This is a genomic window from Telluria sp. PB2R4 (genome assembly GCF_059685695.1).
On record NZ_JCASIC010000009.1, the window covers coordinates 147,696 to 165,439 of the forward strand.

At 67.4% G+C, this 17,744-nt stretch carries 18 protein-coding genes; 9 read left to right on the forward strand and 9 right to left on the reverse strand.

Annotation, left to right across the window (positions count from 1 at the left end; all coding sequences use genetic code 11):
* Positions 1-89: 89 nt before the first annotated feature.
* Complete coding sequence (locus tag AC56LU_RS16130) at positions 90-1,124, reverse strand: type IV pilus assembly protein FimV (protein WP_497176629.1); 1,035 nt, start codon at positions 1,122-1,124, stop codon at positions 90-92.
* An 87-nt stretch (positions 1,125-1,211) separates the two neighbouring features.
* On the opposite strand from AC56LU_RS16130, the gene fumC reads away from it, so the two are divergent.
* The 3 genes from fumC to AC56LU_RS16145 all read left to right on the forward strand — a co-directional run bounded on the left by fumC (position 1,212) and on the right by AC56LU_RS16145 (position 3,353).
* Entirely contained in the window at positions 1,212-2,609 is a 1,398-nt protein-coding gene (gene fumC / locus AC56LU_RS16135; RefSeq protein WP_497176630.1) for a class II fumarate hydratase, read from the forward strand.
* A gap of 124 nt (positions 2,610-2,733) precedes the next feature.
* Positions 2,734-2,946 (forward strand): RNA-binding S4 domain-containing protein, encoded by a 213-nt coding sequence (locus AC56LU_RS16140; RefSeq protein ID WP_497176631.1) that lies wholly within the window; start codon positions 2,734-2,736, stop codon positions 2,944-2,946.
* 125 nt (positions 2,947-3,071) lie between these two features.
* Positions 3,072-3,353: a DUF883 family protein gene (locus AC56LU_RS16145; protein WP_497176632.1), complete on the forward strand. Its 282-nt coding sequence runs from the start codon at positions 3,072-3,074 to the stop codon at positions 3,351-3,353.
* Here the strand turns inward: AC56LU_RS16145 and bufB are convergent.
* The 3 genes from bufB to AC56LU_RS16160 form a co-directional block, all read right to left on the reverse strand.
* Positions 3,350-5,035: an MNIO family bufferin maturase gene (gene bufB / locus AC56LU_RS16150; protein ID WP_497176633.1), complete on the reverse strand. Its 1,686-nt coding sequence runs from the start codon at positions 5,033-5,035 to the stop codon at positions 3,350-3,352. The two genes, AC56LU_RS16145 and bufB, sit on opposite strands and share 4 nt — an antisense overlap.
* 3 nt (positions 5,036-5,038) lie before the next feature.
* Positions 5,039-5,371, reverse strand: a complete 333-nt coding sequence (locus tag AC56LU_RS16155; RefSeq protein WP_497176634.1) for a BufA1 family periplasmic bufferin-type metallophore — start codon at positions 5,369-5,371, stop codon at positions 5,039-5,041.
* 95 nt (positions 5,372-5,466) lie between these two features.
* Positions 5,467-5,664 (reverse strand): YjfB family protein, encoded by a 198-nt coding sequence (locus tag AC56LU_RS16160; protein WP_497176635.1) that lies wholly within the window; start codon positions 5,662-5,664, stop codon positions 5,467-5,469.
* Positions 5,665-5,946: 282 nt separating this feature from the next.
* Between AC56LU_RS16160 and AC56LU_RS16165 the strand changes: the two genes are divergently transcribed.
* The gene (locus AC56LU_RS16165) at positions 5,947-6,711 is read left to right on the forward strand and encodes a CPBP family intramembrane glutamic endopeptidase (RefSeq protein WP_497176636.1); all 765 of its coding nucleotides are present in this window, start codon (positions 5,947-5,949) and stop codon (positions 6,709-6,711) included.
* A gap of 963 nt (positions 6,712-7,674) precedes the next feature.
* On the opposite strand, the gene mobB is transcribed toward AC56LU_RS16165, so the two are convergent.
* The 5 genes from mobB to AC56LU_RS16190 are packed head-to-tail and all read right to left on the reverse strand — an operon-like array spanning position 7,675 to position 11,217.
* Positions 7,675-8,214, reverse strand: coding sequence for a molybdopterin-guanine dinucleotide biosynthesis protein B (gene mobB / locus AC56LU_RS16170; protein ID WP_497176637.1), 540 nt, complete (start codon positions 8,212-8,214; stop codon positions 7,675-7,677).
* Positions 8,201-8,920 (reverse strand): general secretion pathway protein GspB, encoded by a 720-nt coding sequence (locus AC56LU_RS16175; RefSeq protein ID WP_497176638.1) that lies wholly within the window; start codon positions 8,918-8,920, stop codon positions 8,201-8,203. The genes mobB and AC56LU_RS16175 overlap by 14 nt, the downstream gene beginning before the upstream one ends.
* A gap of 2 nt (positions 8,921-8,922) precedes the next feature.
* A complete protein-coding gene (locus AC56LU_RS16180; protein WP_497176639.1) occupies positions 8,923-10,518 on the reverse strand; it encodes an ExeA family protein in 1,596 nt (531 codons plus the stop codon).
* A gap of 33 nt (positions 10,519-10,551) precedes the next feature.
* Entirely contained in the window at positions 10,552-10,995 is a 444-nt protein-coding gene (locus tag AC56LU_RS16185) for a hypothetical protein (protein WP_497176640.1), read from the reverse strand.
* A gap of 36 nt (positions 10,996-11,031) precedes the next feature.
* Positions 11,032-11,217: a hypothetical protein gene (locus AC56LU_RS16190; protein ID WP_497176641.1), complete on the reverse strand. Its 186-nt coding sequence runs from the start codon at positions 11,215-11,217 to the stop codon at positions 11,032-11,034.
* Between the two features lie 325 nt (positions 11,218-11,542).
* Here AC56LU_RS16190 and AC56LU_RS16195 point away from each other — a divergent pair, with 325 nt between their 5' ends.
* The 5 genes from AC56LU_RS16195 to nagZ all read left to right on the forward strand — a co-directional run bounded on the left by AC56LU_RS16195 (position 11,543) and on the right by nagZ (position 17,623).
* On the forward strand, positions 11,543-12,883 hold the full coding sequence (locus AC56LU_RS16195) for a GIN domain-containing protein (RefSeq protein ID WP_497176642.1): 1,341 nt from the start codon (positions 11,543-11,545) through the stop codon (positions 12,881-12,883).
* 210 nt (positions 12,884-13,093) lie between these two features.
* Entirely contained in the window at positions 13,094-13,981 is an 888-nt protein-coding gene (locus tag AC56LU_RS16200) for a glucosamine kinase nucleotide-binding domain-containing protein (protein WP_497176643.1), read from the forward strand.
* Complete coding sequence (gene nagA, locus AC56LU_RS16205; protein ID WP_497176644.1) at positions 13,978-15,063, forward strand: N-acetylglucosamine-6-phosphate deacetylase; 1,086 nt, start codon at positions 13,978-13,980, stop codon at positions 15,061-15,063. Before AC56LU_RS16200 ends, nagA begins: the two co-directional genes overlap by 4 nt.
* 23 nt (positions 15,064-15,086) lie before the next feature.
* Positions 15,087-16,097, forward strand: a complete 1,011-nt coding sequence (locus tag AC56LU_RS16210) for an SIS domain-containing protein (RefSeq protein ID WP_497176703.1) — start codon at positions 15,087-15,089, stop codon at positions 16,095-16,097.
* 20 nt (positions 16,098-16,117) lie between these two features.
* On the forward strand, positions 16,118-17,623 hold the full coding sequence (gene nagZ / locus AC56LU_RS16215) for a beta-N-acetylhexosaminidase (protein WP_497176645.1): 1,506 nt from the start codon (positions 16,118-16,120) through the stop codon (positions 17,621-17,623).
* Positions 17,624-17,744 lie beyond the last annotated feature (121 nt).

The following is a 17,744-nucleotide window of genomic DNA, read 5'->3' on the forward strand; positions in this document are numbered from 1 at the left end:
GCTTTCCGCGCCACGCAATCGGTGGTGGCTGCGCCAGGCCTCTGTGCCGTTCGTGATCTCGCGACCACGAAATGAGTATAACGTAAAAATCAAACTTGTGTAGACGACTCGTGTGCGGCCTCTTCCAGCGTCGGTTCGACCGCTCCAGCCGGCCCCGCCTGGCGTCCGAACCGCTCCTTCAGGCGCGCACCCAGTCCGCCCGCCGGCTTGGCCGCGCGCTTTGCCGCCCGCTTGCGGCGCAGGGCGAACACCAGGCCGCCCAACAGCGCCAGTAGCGCGGCGCCGGCGCCCAGCAACAGCCACGGCGTCCCCTGTTCCGGTGGCGGCTCCGGCTTTTTCTTCTTCGGCTTGTGCACCTTGACCGGATGAACGGCCGGGGCCCCCGGGGCGCCCGCCGCCACCTGCAGCAGCTGCACCTTGCCCTCCAGCAGCCCCAGCTGTTCGCGCAGCATGGCATTCTTGGCATCCAGCACGGCGCAGGCGTCGACCTGGCGCTGGGGTTGCGGGACGCAGGCTGCGCCGGCCATGACCGGCTCCGGTTTCGGCGGCGCAGGCTTGCCCGGCTTGGGGGGTGCGGCAGCCGGCCTTGCTTTGACGACGACTGGAACAGGCTTCGGTCTGGCTTCCTGCACCGGTGCAGGCGCAGGCGCCGGTGTCGGAGCGGGCTCCGCCGCCATGGCAAGCAACGGAGCTGCCACAGGTGCCGGCGCCGGCAACGGCGCTGGCGCGGGCGAGACCGGGTTCGGGTCGCGCGACAGCCACAGCGTGGCCAGCCGCACGGTGCGCTGCGCACCGTCGGCCAGTTCCAGGTACAGGTGCAGGTGTTCCGACACCACCGGGCCGGTGGATGTCACGTGCAGGAACTGGCGGCCGTCGCGCTGCATCACCGACATCCTGAGCGTCGACAGCACCGCCGGCATGCCGATGCTGGCGCCGCGGTAGACCTCCGGATGCGCCAGGCGCACCCCGACCTTCGTGGCGGCGTCTTCCAGCATGGTGAGCTCGATGTCGGCCACCAGCGGCTGGCCGATGAAGGAGCTGACGCGTAGTTCGCCGAGCTCGGCCGCCTGGACAGCGCCGGCCAGCAGGACGCAACTAAATAACAGTGGAAGGCGGCACGCCATAAGGAAGATGAAATTGAAGCCTGAGCGTCTTTAACGGCCAATCGGCTAAACTCTTTAGTAACAGCCCCGCATTCGACAGGAAACCCCATGGACAACAGGATTGAGAAGGACAGTTTCGGACCGATCGAGGTCGCCGCGGACCGCCTCTGGGGCGCCCAGACCCAGCGCTCGCTCCACCATTTCCACATCTCGACCGAGCGCATGGCGCCGGAGCTGGTCGCCGCCCTGGCCCAGGTCAAGCGCGCCGCCGCCGCCGTCAACCGCTCGCTCGGCAAGCTCCCTGCCGACAAGGCCGAGGCCATCATCCGCGCCGCCGACGAAGTGCTGGAGGGCCGGCACCCGGATGAATTCCCGCTGGCGGTGTGGCAGACCGGGTCCGGCACCCAGAGCAACATGAACATGAACGAGGTGCTGGCCAACCGCGGTTCCGAGCTCATGCAGGGCGAGCGCGGCGAGAAGCGCCTGCTGCACCCGAACGACCACGTCAACATGGGCCAGTCGTCGAACGACATCTTCCCGACCGCCATGCACGTGGCGGCCGCGGTCGCCGTGGCGCAGAACCTGTTACCGTCGCTTGGCAAACTGCGCTCCACCCTGCTGCGCAAGTCGCGCGACTTCGAGGACATCGTCAAGATCGGCCGCACCCACCTGCAGGACGCCACGCCGCTGACGCTGGGCCAGGAATTCTCCGGCTACGTCGCCCAGCTCGATTTCTGCGAAAGCGCGATCCGCGCCACCCTGCCCGGCCTGCTGGCGCTGGCCGCTGGCGGCACCGCGGTGGGCACCGGCCTGAACGCGCATCCGGACTTCGCGCCCCGCATCGCGGCCGAACTGAGCTCGCTCACGGGCCTGGCCTTCAAGAGCGCGCCCAACAAGTTCATGGCGCTGGCCGGGCACGAAGCCATGGTGTACGCGCACGGCGCCTTCAAGACCCTGGCCGCGGCGCTGATGAAGATCGCCAACGACGTGCGCTGGATGGCCTCGGGCCCGCGCTCGGGCCTGGGCGAGATCACGATTCCGGAAAACGAACCGGGCAGCTCGATCATGCCGGGCAAGGTCAATCCGACCCAGTGCGAGGCGCTGACGATGCTGTGCTGCCAGGTGTTCGGCAACGACGTCGCGATCACGGTCGGCGGCTCGCAGGGCAACTTCGAGCTCAACGTGTTCAAGCCCATGATCGCCCACAACTTCCTGCAGAGCGCGCGCCTGCTGGCCGACGGCATGCGCTCGTTTGACGCGCACTGCGCCCAGGGCATCGAGCCGAACGCCGCACGCATCGCCGAGCTGATGGAAAAATCGCTGATGCTGGTGACCGCGCTGGCGCCGCACATCGGGTATGATCGCGCCGCGCAGATCGCCAAGACCGCGTCGCACGACGGCCTGACCCTGCGCCAGGCCGCGCTGCAGTCGGGTTTCGTCACCGAGCAGCAGTTCGATGCGTGGATCGTGCCGATCGATATGACCCGGCCCGATCCAATCGACTAAGAGCGCCTGACAATTCCCCCTATGGCGGCGTTGCATCGTCTTGCCGTACTAGCGTACTGTCTGCGACGATGCGCCTTGCCCTAGGGGTTTTGTTAGGCGCTCTACCCCCCTACCCGAGAAAAGCATGCAAAAAATAGTATTCGATTTGACAGCGGAGTTCGTCGAACTCAACCAGCTGATGAAGCTGGTCGGCCTGGTCGACAGCGGCGGCGCCGGCAAGAACATGGTTGCCAGCGGCGCGGTGTCGGTCGACGGCAAGCAGGAACTGCGCAAGACCGCGAAAATCCGCAGCGGCCAGACCGTCACCATCGGCGACCTGCAGATCCGGGTCCAGTAATCACGCAGGAAACATGGCGTAAAACAGCGGGCTTATGTTTGCGCGCTAACAAACAGGACGGGGCTTCCTTGTTTATATTTTAAGTCGTCAGGATCGACTTAAATCAACCGGCCACAGGTGAAGCCATGGAAACCCCAAACCGCGCCCAGTCCCAGGAGCAGCTCATCGGAGACCTGCGTCTCGTCATCGAGAATGCGGAAGAGCTGCTGAAGAATACCGACCATTACAGCAGCGCGCTGTACCAGAACGCGCGCGCCAAGCTGGCGCTGGCGCTGGAAGCGGCCAACGAAGAGCTGGCGCGCTTCGAAGACGCCCAGCTCGAGCGCATGATGGCCGCCACCCGCGCCGCCAACGAACGCTTCTGCGACTACACCGGCGAACAGCGCATCCTGCGCGCTTTCCACTAAGTCTGTAGAGTACGCGACGGTCCGTCCGTCGCGATCGCGCTCACCACGCCGCGTCCGAACCAGCTGCGCAGCATGGCGCCGATGTCCGGCGCGGGCGCATCCGCCGGGGCGGCGGCAAGCAGCGCGTCGACCGCCTCGCCGAAGCTGGCGCCCGCCGCCAGCTGCACCAGGGCCGCCGCTTCCGGCGCGCCCAGTTCCACCACCTCCACCCGCCAGCCGCGCCGCACGACCAGCGCGCTGCATGGCGCGTCCACGCGCGCGGGCAGCGCCGGGCCGCCCGGCTGGTGCGCCTGCCACAGCGCGGCGACGGCCCACCAGCTATCGACCAGTGCCACCGACGGCTGCAGGATGAAGCGGGCGGCGTCCAGGCTTGCCGGCGCCATCGTGGCCAGGGCGTCGAGGCCGAGCGGCGGCGCATCAGGCGCGAGGTGGGCACGGTGAACCGCCCACTCGAGGCGGGCTGCGTCAGGCAGGTAGGGATACGGCGCAGCCGGCGCGAAGCCACCGAGGAAATCGGCGAAGCCTGCACCAAAGGCTGCCAGGTCCGGATCCTGCGAGGGCACGGCCTTGCCGTAGGCGCGCGCCAGGCCCGCGAAGAATTCGTCGCCCACCAGCTCGCGCAGCACCGGATACGCCTCGCCCAGTGCGCGCTCCCAACCCGCGCTCAGGTTGCCGCGGTACAGTGTAAGCCGCCCTGCCCCGCCTTCGCTGAGGGAGGATTGCAGGGCCGCTTCGTGCTGGCGGTCGAACAAGGCCTCGCCGAAGCGCTGCTGGAGCTCGGCAAGCCCCGAATCTGGGACCGGCGCCGCGACTTGCGCCAGCGGCGCCGCAGGACGCGCCGGCGTAGCCATGACGGGCGGCGGCGAGTAGTCCCCTGCGATCGCCTCGGCCTTCAACGCCTCGGCCAGCAGGCCCTCGAGCGGCGGCAGGTCGGCATCCCATTCGACCAGGGCGGGCACGCGGCCGAAGCGCCGCAGCGCGGCGCGGTACAGGTCCCAGACCGGTTCGGCCACCGCCGCGCCGTGGTGGTCGACCAGCGCCAGCGGCGTTTCCAGGTGCCCGGCAAGGTGGATCTCGCCGACGCTGCCGATAGGGAGCGCGGCGATCGCGGCGCGCGCGTCTTCGCCGTGGTTGTGCTGGTTGACGTAGAGGTTGTTCACGTCGAGCAGGATGCCGCAACCGGTACGGCACGCCAGTTCAGCCAGGAATTCGGCCTCGCTCATCGTATCGGCGCGGAAGCGCACATAGGTCGAGACGTTCTCGACCAGTAAACGCCGTTTCAGGCGCGCCTGGACCCGGTCGACCCGCTCGCACAGCAGCGCCAGGGCGGCGGCGTCGAGGCGCATGGGCAGCAGGTCGTTGAGCTGGCGGTCGGCCAGCGCGCCCCAGCTCAGGTGTTCGGAAACGAGGAAAGGGTCGACCGCATCGACCAGCGCGCGCACCCGCTCGAGGTGGGCATCGGAAAAACCGCGCGCCGAGCCGAGCCCGAGCCCGACCCCGTGCAGGCTGACCGGATAGTCGCGGCGCAGCTCGCCGAGCACGTGCCAGTCCCAGCCGGCGCGGGCAAGGTAGTTTTCGCTGTGGACTTCGATGAAGCCGACCCGCGGGCGCTGGTCGAGGAAGGCGCGGTAGTGCGGCGTGCGCAGACCGATGCCGACGGCCACCGCGCCCGGGGCGGACATGGATTACTTCCCGGGTTCGGCCTTGGCCGGCTCGCCCTGGTCCTGGGCAGGCTTGGCTTGCGCAGGCTTGTCTTGCGCGACCCGACCGGCTTCCAGTGAACCGCCAAGCTTGGTGCAGGTGCCCTTGGCCACGAACTTCCATTCGTTCGGATCGTTGTCGGCCTTGGCGACGCCGGCACAGCCGTGGGTGGCGGTGCCGCAATCGTTCTGACCGGCCTTGGCGACGCCGTAGCAGGTTTCCTGGTCGGCCTTCGGCGTGCCCATCGTGTCCTGGGCGGCGGCATGGGCGCATACGCCGGCAAGGGCGGCGGCGATCAGGGCGTGGCGATGGGTCATGCGGAATCTCCTGGCTGGTGAAGGCGCCAGTATTGTTCAGGCGGAGGAAAGATGCAAGCCGGGGCGGCGTGCCCGCGGCTGCTGCGGCTGGCCTGTCAGGCGGTCGTATTGATCCTGGTTCCCAGATGCGCCGGCAGGTTCGCCGGCTGCACCGCCGGCAGCGCTTCGAGCAGCTGGGTGGCGGTCGCTTCCTGGATCTGCTGCGCCTTCTTGAACACGGCCAGGCTCACTTCCTGGCGGTTGCCGGTTTCGGCGATGCTGGTGGACAGCTTGGCAATGCTGGACACGTCCATGTCGTTCTCCCATTGAGGCCCATTCAGGCGTATCCACCCTTTACGGCATAACTGGCGAGAACTTTAGGCCTTCAATGTCATGGACAAACAATTTGCCACAAAACATTAAAGTTTGCCAAAGGAGCCTCGGCAGTACGCCGACGCCCGATAACTTGTTCAGGTGGCAACGAAGCCGACCACTGAACCATACCGACAGCTGCTATCGGCCAAAAACGGCCGTTTGCCGCCGTGGTAATTGTTGACTTTCCTATGCGTGTGCCAATGTTATTCTTGCGCTGACGTATGACGCGCCTGGTGTTTGCCAAACGCCCAATTCTGCCCCCTGCCATGTTAAACATCCTGCTCGCCGCCTATCTGCTGATTGTCTTTCCCGCATTTAACTTATGGCGTAGTTTAAGTCCGAAGAGCAACAAACCGCCCCGTTCCCTGATGCTTCGTTACTGGTCAATGAGCTGGCAGCCGCTAGTCTTATTGGCCGTCCTGTGGACCGGTTCGTGGCAGGCTGGCTATACGTTACGAGATCTCGGATTTGATATCCCCCTGTCCAGGGCAGGCGTCTGGGGCCTATGCTTTGCTGTGCTGCTTCTTGGCGGCCTTTGGCTAGTGGCCAAGGTCATCGAGCGGCGCAAGACGCCCGAGGCCCGTGCCGAAAGCGAACGCGAGGTGCTGGATTCGTCTTTCCCCTGGCCGCGAAGCGGTAGCGAAACGCTGGCTTTTATCGTGAGCATGTCGATCATGACTGCCACATGGGAAATCCTCTACCGTGGTTTCATTCTGCTGTTGCTGACGCCAAACACTGGCCTGCCACTCGCTATTGCTATCTCTGCTCTTGCGTATGGCATTGGTCATGGCTACACGAATCCAAAACAGTTACTCGCCTCGATTGTCTCCGCTTTCGTTTTCACTATCGCATATGCAATGACGCATAGCTTATGGTGGTTGATCGTGATCCACGCTGGACTGCCGCTGGCATCGATTCCAGCAGTGCGACGCGCGCGACGGCGGCGTGAAGCGGGGAGTCCCGATGCCTCGGTGGGCCAGGTTTAAGCTCAGCCATAACTGAAAATGGAGATTGAAGGCAAAGTCTGCTATGTTCGGATGCAGCCGGTCGTAAAAATGCGTGAGTATTCCTTCCTGACGTCCCGCCATGCTGGCTCAATGGCCGTTTTCAGCGACGGGAGGCCGTATGCAAACACCACCAATAATCACCGTCGGCGTTTGCTCGTCCGGACGTTAAAAACTATTGCGTAAATGAGCGAAAATGCACCTTCTTGAATGGGCAAGAGAAAATCACAATCTCCTCTCGATCGTCATGATTGTCTGCCTTCTAGTTAATCTCAATATTTCCATGCGGCATCAGAAGTCTGGACGACGGGTTAAAGGCGACTCAGGATACTTTTGGCGTTTGTGTCGATCCGGTAATCGGGACGGGATCCTTGCAATTGCCTGCTCTTCCTTGATAATCTTGATCGCAATCTTCAAACTTTTTTGGAGCCGATGACAGTATGTTGGAGCGGATTGGCGCCGAGAGACCATATTTCGTTATCGAGGAGTTGACTTCGTCGGTGGCCAATGTCTGACTCACGACACTTCGCGACCTCTCGTTATTTTTCAGGTACATTACGGCGGATCGAGCTGCAAGGATCTTGAGAACGGGGGGGTTAATCGATCCAGAAGCGCTACGCGTTTTGGCAGTGCCCGGAGACTCGAATCGTAATGAAGTACAGAAGCTGATCGGCACTCCACCGCTGCCAAATCTCAAAAAAAAATAAATGTTGTCGACGAAGCCGAGAAACAGGGCGCCCGGGTGCCATAAGCGCCGCAGCAGGCTCTCGACCATTCCGTCGGGCATCCTCGGTTTCACGGACTGAAGCCGCGTTAAAGGAAGGGCTGCTTCGGGTCGAAAACGCACTGTCGCGCACAGACCTGCCCTTAGCGCTGAGGCAAACTCAATTGTTGCAAGCGACTGGTGTAACCCGGTCCGCCGCGGTCTTATTGTTCGTCTACACTTCAGCGCAACCACTTTTCCAGCCAGGCCAGCACCTGATCCGTATCATTCAGGTCCAGCCATGCCGGTCCGCCCTCCCCGTCCTCTCCATGCGGCCGCGGCCCATCCGACGCCACCGCCAGGATATCGGGATCGTCCGGATACAGCGCCGGCCTGCCCAGGCTGGGCCGGAACACTTCCAGCTTGGGCATCCGCTCCCACTTGTAGCCTTCCACCAGGGTCAGGTCGGCCGGCGCCAGGCGTCCCAGGTGCTCGGCCAGCGATGGCTCGGGCGCCCCGCGCAGTTCGCGCAGGATGGCGACGCGGTAGGGGGAAGCCAGCATCACCTCGGCTGCCCCGGCCATGCGCAGGCGCGCGCTGTCCTTGCGCGGCGGCTCGAGCTCGACGTCGTGGTGGCTGTGCTTGACGATGTTGACGCGCAGGCCGCGGCCGGCCAGGCGCGCGATGAGCCCCTCGAGCAGCGAGGTCTTGCCGCTGCCGGACCAGCCCACCACGCCCAGCACCGGGCCGCCGCCAGGCCCCCGCAGGTCAGTAAGCGACACGGTAGCGGTGGCCGCGGAAGTTCATGATCGCTGCCTTCGGCAGCAGGCGTTCGAGTACCAGCCCGGGGGCGACTTCCTCGCCTTCGCGGCGCAGCATCTTGTCGACCAGCAGCAGGCGCTCGGCCGGGTTCGGCGAGTAGATGTAGCCGCCGAAGGCCACTTTCGGGATCTCGCGCTGCACCGGTTCCGGCAGCGAGCCCAGCGGGCCGATGCTGTCCTCGGCGGCCGGGGCAGCCATCACCACCGGACGCGATGGCTCGGCCCTGGTCTCAGCCACGGCCTCGACCGGTTCGGCGCGCGGTGCGGGTTCTGGTTTTGCGGCAGGCGCCGGCGGTTTGGTCTCCGCTTTAGTAAGCTTGGCCGGCGCTTCCGGCTTCACGGCTTGCGTAACCGGCTCTGGCGCGACAGGCTGCACTGGCGTCGACGGTACAGCGGCCGGTGGCGCTGCCGGCGTGGCGACAACCGCCGCAACCGGCGCCGGCGCACTCGCCACCTGCACCGCCGGCGCGGGCGCCGGCTGGCGCAGCAGGAACACGGCGCCCATCGCCACCACGATGGTGCCGGCAATCGCGCCGATGATCACCGGATTGCGCGTCGTGCGGCTCGGCGCCGCCGGATAGCTGGACGGCGGCGCGTGGATGGTCGGCGCATTGCCGAGCTGGCGTTCCGCCTGTGCCTTCTTGAGGGCTTCGAGGATGTACGACATGCTTATTGTGGTTTGTCCGTCGCGGCGCGGGCCAGCAGGCGCGGTTCCGGCACGCCGGAGAGCTGGTTCAGGCGCATGTAGGTGCGCGGACCGGCCAGGCCGTCCGCCTTGAGGTTCTGCGCGGCCTGGAAGCGCTGCAGCGTTTTGCGCGCGGCGGCGTCCAGCGGGCGTCCTGCCTGGGGCGCAGGGGCGCCGTCCAGCCCGGCCAACCGGCCGGCCAGCCAGTCCACGTCGGGGCCGCGGGCGCCTTCGGCCAGCTCCTCGCGGAAACCGCGCGGCATGCGCCAGAAGGTGGTGAATTCGCCGCCGAAGCGGGCCACGAAGCTGGCCAGGTCGATTTTCTCGCGCCGCGCGCCGGCGCTCAGGGTGACGCTGTCGCCGTCCAGCGCGGACAGCACGGCATAGCCGGTGCGCGGGCCCTCGTGCAGGGTGACCACGGCCGGCCGGTCGAGCAGGCGCAGTTCGTACAGGCCGCCGCGACCCTGGTGGCAGCGCAGTTCGAGGCGCAGCGCCGCCTCGCAGGGCTTGGCCCCCTCCAGCGGCTGGCCCCACAGCGCGGCCAGCTCGCGCAAGGCGTTGTCCTGGTCGGCCTGCACCGGCGGCACACTGGACGCTGGCGTCGCCTTCGCCGCCCCTGCCCTGGCCGGCGCAGCGGCATGCGCCACGGGCTCGGCTGCCGGCGCGCGTGCCGGCAGCGCCTGCCAGGCCGCCGCACTGACGGCCATGGCCGCCAGCACGCCGCCGGCCACCAGCGGCATGCGCAGGCGGCGCGCCGCGGCCGGCTCGCCGGCGAACACCTCGGCCGCCGCTTTCTTGAGGATCTGCCGCGTGACCTGCGGACTGTTCTCGACGTAGGCGCCGAGCAGCGCGCGGTCGCACAGCAGGTTGATGCGGCGCGGCACCCCGTGCGTCAGCGCGTGGATGGATGGCGTGAGCGCCGGCGGGAACGGCGTTCCGACGGCGCCAGCCACCGCCATCCGGTGCGCGACGTAGGCGCCGGTCTCCGGTTCGGACAGCGGCCCCAGGTGATAGCGCGCGATCACGCGCTGGGCCAGCTGCTCCAGCTCCGGACGCGCCAGCAGCGTGCGCAGCTCGGGCTGGCCGATCAGGATGATCTGCAGCAGCTTGCGCTCGCTGGTCTCGAGGTTGGTCAGCAGGCGCAGCTGTTCCAGCACCTCGGCCGACAGGTTCTGGGCCTCGTCGATGACCAGTACATTGTTCAGGCCCTGGGCGTGCGATTCCAGCAGGTAGCGGTTGATGGCGTCGACATAGCCTTTCAATCCCAGCGGCGTGCCGGCCGGCGGCAGGTCGATGCGGAATTCGTCGCACACGCTCAGCAGCAATTCCTCGACGCTCAGGCGCGGGTTGAAGATATAGGCCAGGCGGCAGTTCTCGGGAATCTGCTCGATGAAGCAGCGGCACACCGTGGTCTTGCCGGCGCCGATCTCGCCGGTGAGCAGGACGAAGCCGCCGCCGCTGCCGATGCCATACAGCAGGTGCGCCAGCGCCTCGCGGTGGCGTTCGCTCATGAACAGGTAACGCGGATCGGGAGCGATCGAGAACGGCGCGCCCTTCAGCTGGAAATAATGGTTATACATGTACAAAACTGCGTGACGACCATGCGGGCCCGGCTAGCGGGCCGGCAGCGATTTGAACTTCTTGCAATATATCTTGCTTTTGTCATTCATGTAAGCGATCGTACTGCCCGCCTCCGACACGCGCAAGGGAAAGGCCGATGCGTCGACGGTGCGGAATGCGGCGCCGGTGACGCTGCGGATCGCGCCTTGCAGTTCTTCCGGCGTGCTCTCGGTCTGGGCGGCGATGAAGACCAGCTCGGCCGTATCGTCGCTGACCATGACCTCTTTCACTTCGGCGCCCCACAGCGTGGCCTCGACCTTGAACCACCAGGCGCCGCCTTCGCGCTTGTAGGCCGGACCGAAGGAGGTGGTGAGGTAGTCGTGGAAATAGCGGTTGTCGAGATGGCTGCGGCACAGCAATGCATTGCCGACGACCTGGCTGAAGGTCGAGGGCATGGCCTGGGCCGCTGGCGAACTTGCCAGGGCAGCCAGAAGCATGGCGGCGGGCGCCAGTCGGATGAACCGCACGGCCGCTTACAGCCTGGACAGCCAGGCGCGGTTGGCCGCGATCTGGGCCTTCACCGCAGCCGGCAGGGCCTCAAAGCAGCCAGGGTGCTGCTTGAGCGCGTGCTCGCGCACTTCCTTCTGCATGCCATTGACGAGGAAGACATAGACGGCGGCCCCGTCGTCGGTCTTGCGGGTGCCCATATAGCGAATCACGGCAGTTCTCCTTCCATGCGCGCATTATGACACCGCACGGCCCCGCCCGGCCACGCGCCAGGCCCGGCGCAGGTCAAGGCGCGGTGCTGCGTACCGCCCGATATGCATGGCTGTTGCGGTCGAGCCACATCCGGACCGGTCCCCAGTTGTCATGTTGCCATGGATGGAGGCACGCCCTGCAGGTTATTCGCTCATCTCCTGAATATGCACTCTGCTCCCTGTTTTCGCGGATCCGTCGCTTTCCGCATGCGCCGCGCGCCACGCTGGCTTATCGTCCAGGCTCCCGATACATCCGTCCAGAACCCGCCAGCACAAGAACATGAATATGCACAGTTCCCTGAAGCCCCTCCTGCTGGCCGCCGCCATCGGCGCCGGCTTCTTCGCCACCCGGTCGAGCCATGCCGAAGCGCCCGGCGCACCGGTCACGCAGCAGCGCAACGTGGCCGCCTTCAGCGCCATCGAACTCGCGGTCCCGTACGAGGTCGTGGTGCGCGCCCAGGGGCGCCAGGCGGTCTCGCTGTCGGGCGAGCGCAAGCAGCTCGACGAGATCGAAACCCTGGTGCGCGGCGACACCCTGGTGGTGCGGCCGGTGGAGCGCAACGGTTTCCATTTCAGCTGGGGCAAGCGCCCACCGGTCGTCATCCACATCACGGCCAGCCAGCTCAAGCGCCTGGCGATGTCGGGCAGCGGCGACGTCGACCTGGCGCAACTGACGGGCGAGCGTTTCTCGGTCAGCGTCGACGGACCGGGCGACCTGCGGGCCGCGGGCGCGGTGCGTGAACTGGCGGTGCGCGCCAGCGGCAGCGGCGACCTCGACCTGCACCGGGTAAAAGCCGCCAACGTCGACCTGAACATGTCGGGGCCGGGCGACGTGCGCCTGTCCGGCGTCGGCAATGTGCTGGCCGCGACGCTCAGCGGCTCGGGCGACCTCGAGGCCGACGCGCTGCGCCTGGCGCGCCTGGATGCGCGCATGAGCGGCCCGGGCGGCATGACACTATCGGGCAGTGCGCGCGAGCTGCGTGCCGAGATCGGCGGCTCGGGCGACTTCGAGGCCTGCGCGCTGGCGGTCGAGGCGGCCTCGACCGTGCAGCACGGCCCCGGCAGCGCCTGCGTGGCCGGCATCATCAAGCGCTTCGACGCGACGGTCGGCGGCTCGGGCGACCTGCGCGCCAGCGGCCTGCAGGCGGCCATCGCCGTCGTCCGCCTGGACGGTCCCGGCAGCGCCACGCTGAGCGGAAGCGTCGGCGAACTCAGCGCCGAGGTAAACGGTTCGGGCGACCTGGACGCGGGCGAACTGATCGTGCGGCGCGCAACGCTCAGGGCGGACGGTCCCGGCGGGATCGAACTGGCGAAGGTGTCCGACACGCTGGACGCGAGGCTGCACGGCTCGGGCGGGCTGGATGCGGAGATCGACGGCAAGCGACTGCTGCTCGAGATCAGCGGCCCCGGCGCCGCCAAGCTCAAGGGGAAGGTCGGGCTGGTCAAGGCCCGGCTCAGCGGTTCGGGCGGGCTCGAAGGCCGCGGCTTGAGCGCCGGACGCGCGGACATTGCCGTTACCGGTCCCGCCAATGCCACAGTGAACGTCACCGGAGTCAAGGCGAGCCGCCACGGCGGCCACGGCGAGCTCCTGCTGGTGGACCGCAGGGGCAGCCGCCGCGTGGAGTAACAGACTTCGTCATACCAGCGGAACCGTCCGGCTAAACAATACCAATTCCAGTACCAATAGAAAGATTTGCATAATCAAGGTCTTATGCAAATAACCTACGGTCATGGAAGTATATCTGCACAGGAAATTTGCATACCAGTTAAATACCTGTTGACATCACGGTACCGCCTGCCTATAGTGCGCTGACCTCCCCGGCAGAACACTTTCAACATGACCGACTATCTCATCGGCGTCGATGGCGGCGGCACTGGCACCCGCGTGCGCCTGGCCCGGACCGACGGCGCCGAACTGCAAGAACTAGCGCAGGCCAGCGGCGGCCCTTCGGCCCTGTCGCGCGGCATCGACAATGCCTGGACCACCATCAACGGGGTCGTTGCCCAGGCCTTCGCCACCCTCGGCATCGATCCTGTTCCCATGTCCTCCTGCGGTATCGGCCTCGGCCTGGCGGGCGTGCACAACAAGGAATGGGCGGCCCGGTTCATCGCCGCCAATCCCGGCTACGCCGCGCTGGCGCTCGATACCGACGGCTTCACTACCCTGATGGGCGCCCATGGCGGCCGTCCCGGTGCGATCGTCGCGATCGGCACCGGCAGCGTCGGTGAAGCCATGCTGCACGATGGCAGCAAGGTCGAAGTCGGCGGCTGGGGCTTCCCGGCTGGCGACGAAGCGAGCGGCGCCTGGATGGGCCTGCGCGCGCTGAACCACATCGAACAGGTGCTCGACGGCCGGGTCGAAGGCCACGCCTTTGCGCGCGACGTCATCGCCTTCTGCGGCGGCTCGCGCGACGCGGTGCAGGTCTGGCTGGGGCGCGCCAACCAGACCGCCTACGCCGGCCTGGCGCGCTTCGTGGTCGCGCACGGCGAGACCGACCCGGTGGCGCGCACCATCCTCGAACACGCGGGCCGTGAAGTGGCCAGCATCGCCGACGCGCTCGACCGCAGTGCAAGCCTGCCGCTGGCCCTGTGCGGTGGCCTGGGCGAGGCCCTGCGCGCCTGGCTGCCGGCCGCGACGCTGGCGCGCTGCGTGCCGGCGCAGGGCGATTCGGCCGCAGGTGCGCTGCGCATGGTCGCGCGCCAACTACAAGGAGCAGCACAATGAAAGGCAATATCCTGACGCCGGGCGGCTGGATCCACGGCGAACTGCGCCATGGCGCATTCATCGAGACCGTCGACGGCCACGAAGTCGATCCGTCCGCGAATAACGACGACTACATCCTGCCCGGCTTCATCGACGTGCACGTGCACGGCGGCGGCGGACGCGACATGATGGAAGGCGGCGACGCGCCGCACTCGATCGCCGCCCTGCACGCCAAGCACGGCACCACCGCCCTGCTGGCCACCACCATGACCGCCCCCAGCGAAGACATCGAGCGCGCATTGGCCGCCATCGGCGCCGCCATCAAGGCCCGCGGCAAGGGCGAGGCGCGCATCCTCGGCGTGCACCTGGAAGGCCCCTATATCAATTCGGGCAAGTTGGGCGCGCAGCCGCCCTACGCGCGCGAAGCCACGCTGGACGAAGTCCATCGCTTCAACGACGCCGCGCCGATGCGCCTGATCACGGTGGCGCCCGAGATCGACGGCCACATGGACCTGCTGCGCGCGATCGCCGACGCCGGCATCCGCGTCCAGATCGGCCATACCAGCGGCACCTACGAAGACGGCGTGCAGGCCCTGGCGCACGGCGCGGCCGGCTTCACCCACCTGTTCAACGCCATGCCGGGCCTGCACCACCGCGACCCCGGCATGGTCGGCGCCGCGCTGGCGCACGCCGAATATGCCGAGATCATCCCCGACCTGCTGCACGTGCACCCGGGCGCGATCAAGACCGCGCTGCGCTGCATCCCGAAGCTGTTCTGCGTGACCGACTCCACTGCCGCCGCCGGCATGCCGGATGGCGAATACATGCTGGGCCGCCAGGTCGTCCACAAGTGCATGGGCGGCGTGCGCCTGGCCGACGGCACCCTGGCCGGCAGCACCCTGACGATGGACCAGGCGCTGCGCAACCTGGTGAAGATCGGCCTGTCGCTGCGCGAAGCCAGCTTGCGCGTCTCCACCAACGCCGCCGACTACCTCGGCGAAACCCAGCGCGGCCGCCTGGCGCCGGGCTGCCATGCCGATTTCGTCGTGCTCGACCGCGACCTGAATATCAAAGCCGTTTATATCGAAGGAGAAGCCCAGTGACCGCCAACATTCCTACCTCGCTCATGTACCAGGAAGCGCTGTCCGCCGGGGACTGCGTGGCGCACCAACTGGCCCAGGACGTCGACCGCTACGCCGAGCTGGGCCGGGCGCTGCGCGCCACCAGCTTCCACAGCGCGGTGACGGTCGCGCGCGGCAGTTCGGACCACGCCTCGAGCTACCTGGCCTACCTGATCATGGCGCGCATGGGCCGCCTGGTGACGTCGCTGCCGATGTCCCTCATCACGCTCTATAAATCGCCGCTGAACACGCGCGACACCCTGGCACTGTCGATCTCGCAGTCGGGCCAGAGCCCGGACGTGGTCGAGCCGATCCGCTATTTCCGCGACGGCGGCGCCACCACCGTGGCGCTGGTGAACGATGCGGAATCTCCGCTGGCCAGGGCAGCCGAATGGACCATGCCCCTGCACGCCGGTAAAGAACAGAGCGTGGCCGCCACCAAGAGCTTCATCGCCAGCATGGTCGCCGGCGCGCGCCTGGTGGCCGAATGGCAGGGCGACGCCGAACTGAAGGACGGCATTGCCGCCCTGCCCGACGCCCTGCGCGCCGCAGCCAAAGCCGACTGGTCGGCCGCGATCGAGGTGCTGGCCCCGGCCCGCAACATCATGGTGGTCGGACGCGGCATCAGCTTCCCGGTGGCGCTGGAGTCGGCGCTGAAATTCAAGGAAACCTCGGCCCTGCAGGCCGAAGCGTTCAGCGGCGCCGAGATCAAGCACGGCCCGATGGCCCTGATCGAAGAAGGCTACCCGCTCCTGATCTTCGCCACCCGCGGCCCGACGCAGGCGGGCCTGGTGGCGCTGGCCGAAGAGATGCGCGGCCGCGGCGCGCGCGTAATGCTCGCGGCCCCGCAGGACATCGCCAGCCGCGACCTGACGCTGCCGACTGCGGCAACGCCCGACCTCGACCCGATCGCCGCGATCCAGGCCTTTTACATGATGGCGGCGCAGCTGTCGGAAGCGCGCGGCCTCGATCCGGACCAGCCGCGCCACCTGAGCAAAGTCACAAAGACCAACTAAGCGAACGGGGTTAACCGACAATGACCGACTACAAGGGTGACTACCTGAGTCTCGCCGGCCAGCTGATCATGGTGCGGCTGTTCGGCACCGAACTCGATCCCGAGACCGACGCTTTCCTGCGCCAGTACAAGGTGCGCGGCGCCTGCCTGTTCCGCCAGAACATGCAGGACGCGGCCCAGCTGACGCGCTTCACCGGCGCGCTGCGCGAAGCGATGGGGCCGGAAGCCCTGATCGCCCTCGACCAGGAAGGCGGCGCCGTGGTGCGCGCGACCTGGGTGCCGGCGCCGCCGAGCGCCATGGCGCTGGGCGCGGCCAACGATCCGGCGCTGGCACGCGCGGTCGGCGCCGCGGTGGCGCGCGCGGTGCGCGCGCTCGGCTTCAACTGGAACTTCGCGCCGGTACTGGACCTGAACAACAACCCGCACAACCCGGTGATCGCCGAGCGCTCCTTCGGCGCCGATCCGGAAACCGCAGCGCGCCTCGCCATGGCCTGGATGGAAGGCTCGGAAAGCGAAGGCGTGGCCTGCTGCGTCAAGCACTTCCCCGGCCACGGCGACACCCACGTCGACTCGCACCGCGACCTGCCGACGGTGGACAAGCCGCTGGCGGAACTGGAACGCTTCGAGTTCGCCCCGTTCCGCATCGCGGCCCAGGGTGAACATGCCGCCTCCGCGATGATGACCGCCCACATCGTCTACCCGGCGCTCGACCCGGTCTACCCTGCGACGATGTCGCGCCCGATCCTGACCGGCATCCTGCGCGAGCGCTTCGGCTACGAGGGCGTGATCATCACCGACGGCATGGACATGCACGCCATCGCGCACCGCTACGGCGCCGGCGAAGCGGCCGTGAATGCGCTGGTGGCGGGCGCCGACATGGTGATGGCGATCGGCACGCGCGAGACACAAGAAGAGACGGTGCACGCGATCGCCGCGGCGATCCGCGACGGCGTGCTGCCGTTGGCGGAAGTCGAGGCGCGCCTGGCGCGCCTCTCGAGGCTGGCGGCTGCGCACCCGGCCGGACCGGTGAGCTACATGAGCGAGCCTGACGACCGGGCGCTGATGGCGCGCGCATGGCGCGCCGGCCTGAGCGCGCTCGGCGAACCACGACGCCCCGCCAGGGGCAGCCAGGTGCGCCTGGTGGCGCGCGCCGACGTGGTGAGCGACGGCGTATCGGAAGCCGGCGTGCCGGCAGCCAGCATCGCCGCCGCGCTGGGCCGCCTGTACGAGGTCGAACTGCTCACCTTCGCCGACGCCGAGGCCTTCGACTGGAGCGCGCTGCCGCAGGACGGCCGCTTCACGATCCTGGCCTCGACCTCGCGCCGCCGCTATGGCCCGCATGCGCGCGCCACCTGGCGGCCCGACCTGCACCTGGCGCTGTGGAACCCCTACCAGGCCCTCGACTTCGATGCCCCGGCCCTGATGACCTATGGCTTCGCGGCGCCCGCCGTGGACGCCGTCATCGACTGGCTGGCCGGCGAGATCGAGGCGCCGGGTCGCTGCCCGGTACCCGGATTTGCATCGTAGGGTGGGCGGGTCTTCCGCCCACGCGTTCAGCCAGATCATGCGTAGTCACAGCGCATCCGTGCGTTGAACGCGTGGGGTGAATCGGTCCACTGGACCGAATCACGAGCCGCCCACGCTACAA

Excerpts from the sequence above, each read along its gene's own strand:
- AC56LU_RS16130 (WP_497176629.1), bottom strand. The coding sequence starts at position 1,124 with ATGGCGTGCCGCCTTCCACTGTTATTTAGTTGCGTCCTGCTGGCCGGC.
- fumC (WP_497176630.1), top strand. The coding sequence starts at position 1,212 with ATGGACAACAGGATTGAGAAGGACAGTTTCGGACCGATCGAGGTCGCC.
- AC56LU_RS16140 (WP_497176631.1), top strand. The coding sequence starts at position 2,734 with ATGCAAAAAATAGTATTCGATTTGACAGCGGAGTTCGTCGAACTCAAC.
- AC56LU_RS16145 (WP_497176632.1), top strand. The coding sequence starts at position 3,072 with ATGGAAACCCCAAACCGCGCCCAGTCCCAGGAGCAGCTCATCGGAGAC.
- bufB (WP_497176633.1), bottom strand. The coding sequence starts at position 5,035 with ATGTCCGCCCCGGGCGCGGTGGCCGTCGGCATCGGTCTGCGCACGCCG.
- AC56LU_RS16155 (WP_497176634.1), bottom strand. The coding sequence starts at position 5,371 with ATGACCCATCGCCACGCCCTGATCGCCGCCGCCCTTGCCGGCGTATGC.
- AC56LU_RS16160 (WP_497176635.1), bottom strand. The coding sequence starts at position 5,664 with ATGGACGTGTCCAGCATTGCCAAGCTGTCCACCAGCATCGCCGAAACC.
- AC56LU_RS16165 (WP_497176636.1), top strand. The coding sequence starts at position 5,947 with ATGACGCGCCTGGTGTTTGCCAAACGCCCAATTCTGCCCCCTGCCATG.
- AC56LU_RS16175 (WP_497176638.1), bottom strand. The coding sequence starts at position 8,920 with ATGTCGTACATCCTCGAAGCCCTCAAGAAGGCACAGGCGGAACGCCAG.
- AC56LU_RS16180 (WP_497176639.1), bottom strand. The coding sequence starts at position 10,518 with ATGTATAACCATTATTTCCAGCTGAAGGGCGCGCCGTTCTCGATCGCT.
- AC56LU_RS16185 (WP_497176640.1), bottom strand. The coding sequence starts at position 10,995 with ATGCTTCTGGCTGCCCTGGCAAGTTCGCCAGCGGCCCAGGCCATGCCC.
- AC56LU_RS16195 (WP_497176642.1), top strand. The coding sequence starts at position 11,543 with ATGCACAGTTCCCTGAAGCCCCTCCTGCTGGCCGCCGCCATCGGCGCC.
- AC56LU_RS16200 (WP_497176643.1), top strand. The coding sequence starts at position 13,094 with ATGACCGACTATCTCATCGGCGTCGATGGCGGCGGCACTGGCACCCGC.
- nagA (WP_497176644.1), top strand. The coding sequence starts at position 13,978 with ATGAAAGGCAATATCCTGACGCCGGGCGGCTGGATCCACGGCGAACTG.
- AC56LU_RS16210 (WP_497176703.1), top strand. The coding sequence starts at position 15,087 with ATGTACCAGGAAGCGCTGTCCGCCGGGGACTGCGTGGCGCACCAACTG.
- nagZ (WP_497176645.1), top strand. The coding sequence starts at position 16,118 with ATGACCGACTACAAGGGTGACTACCTGAGTCTCGCCGGCCAGCTGATC.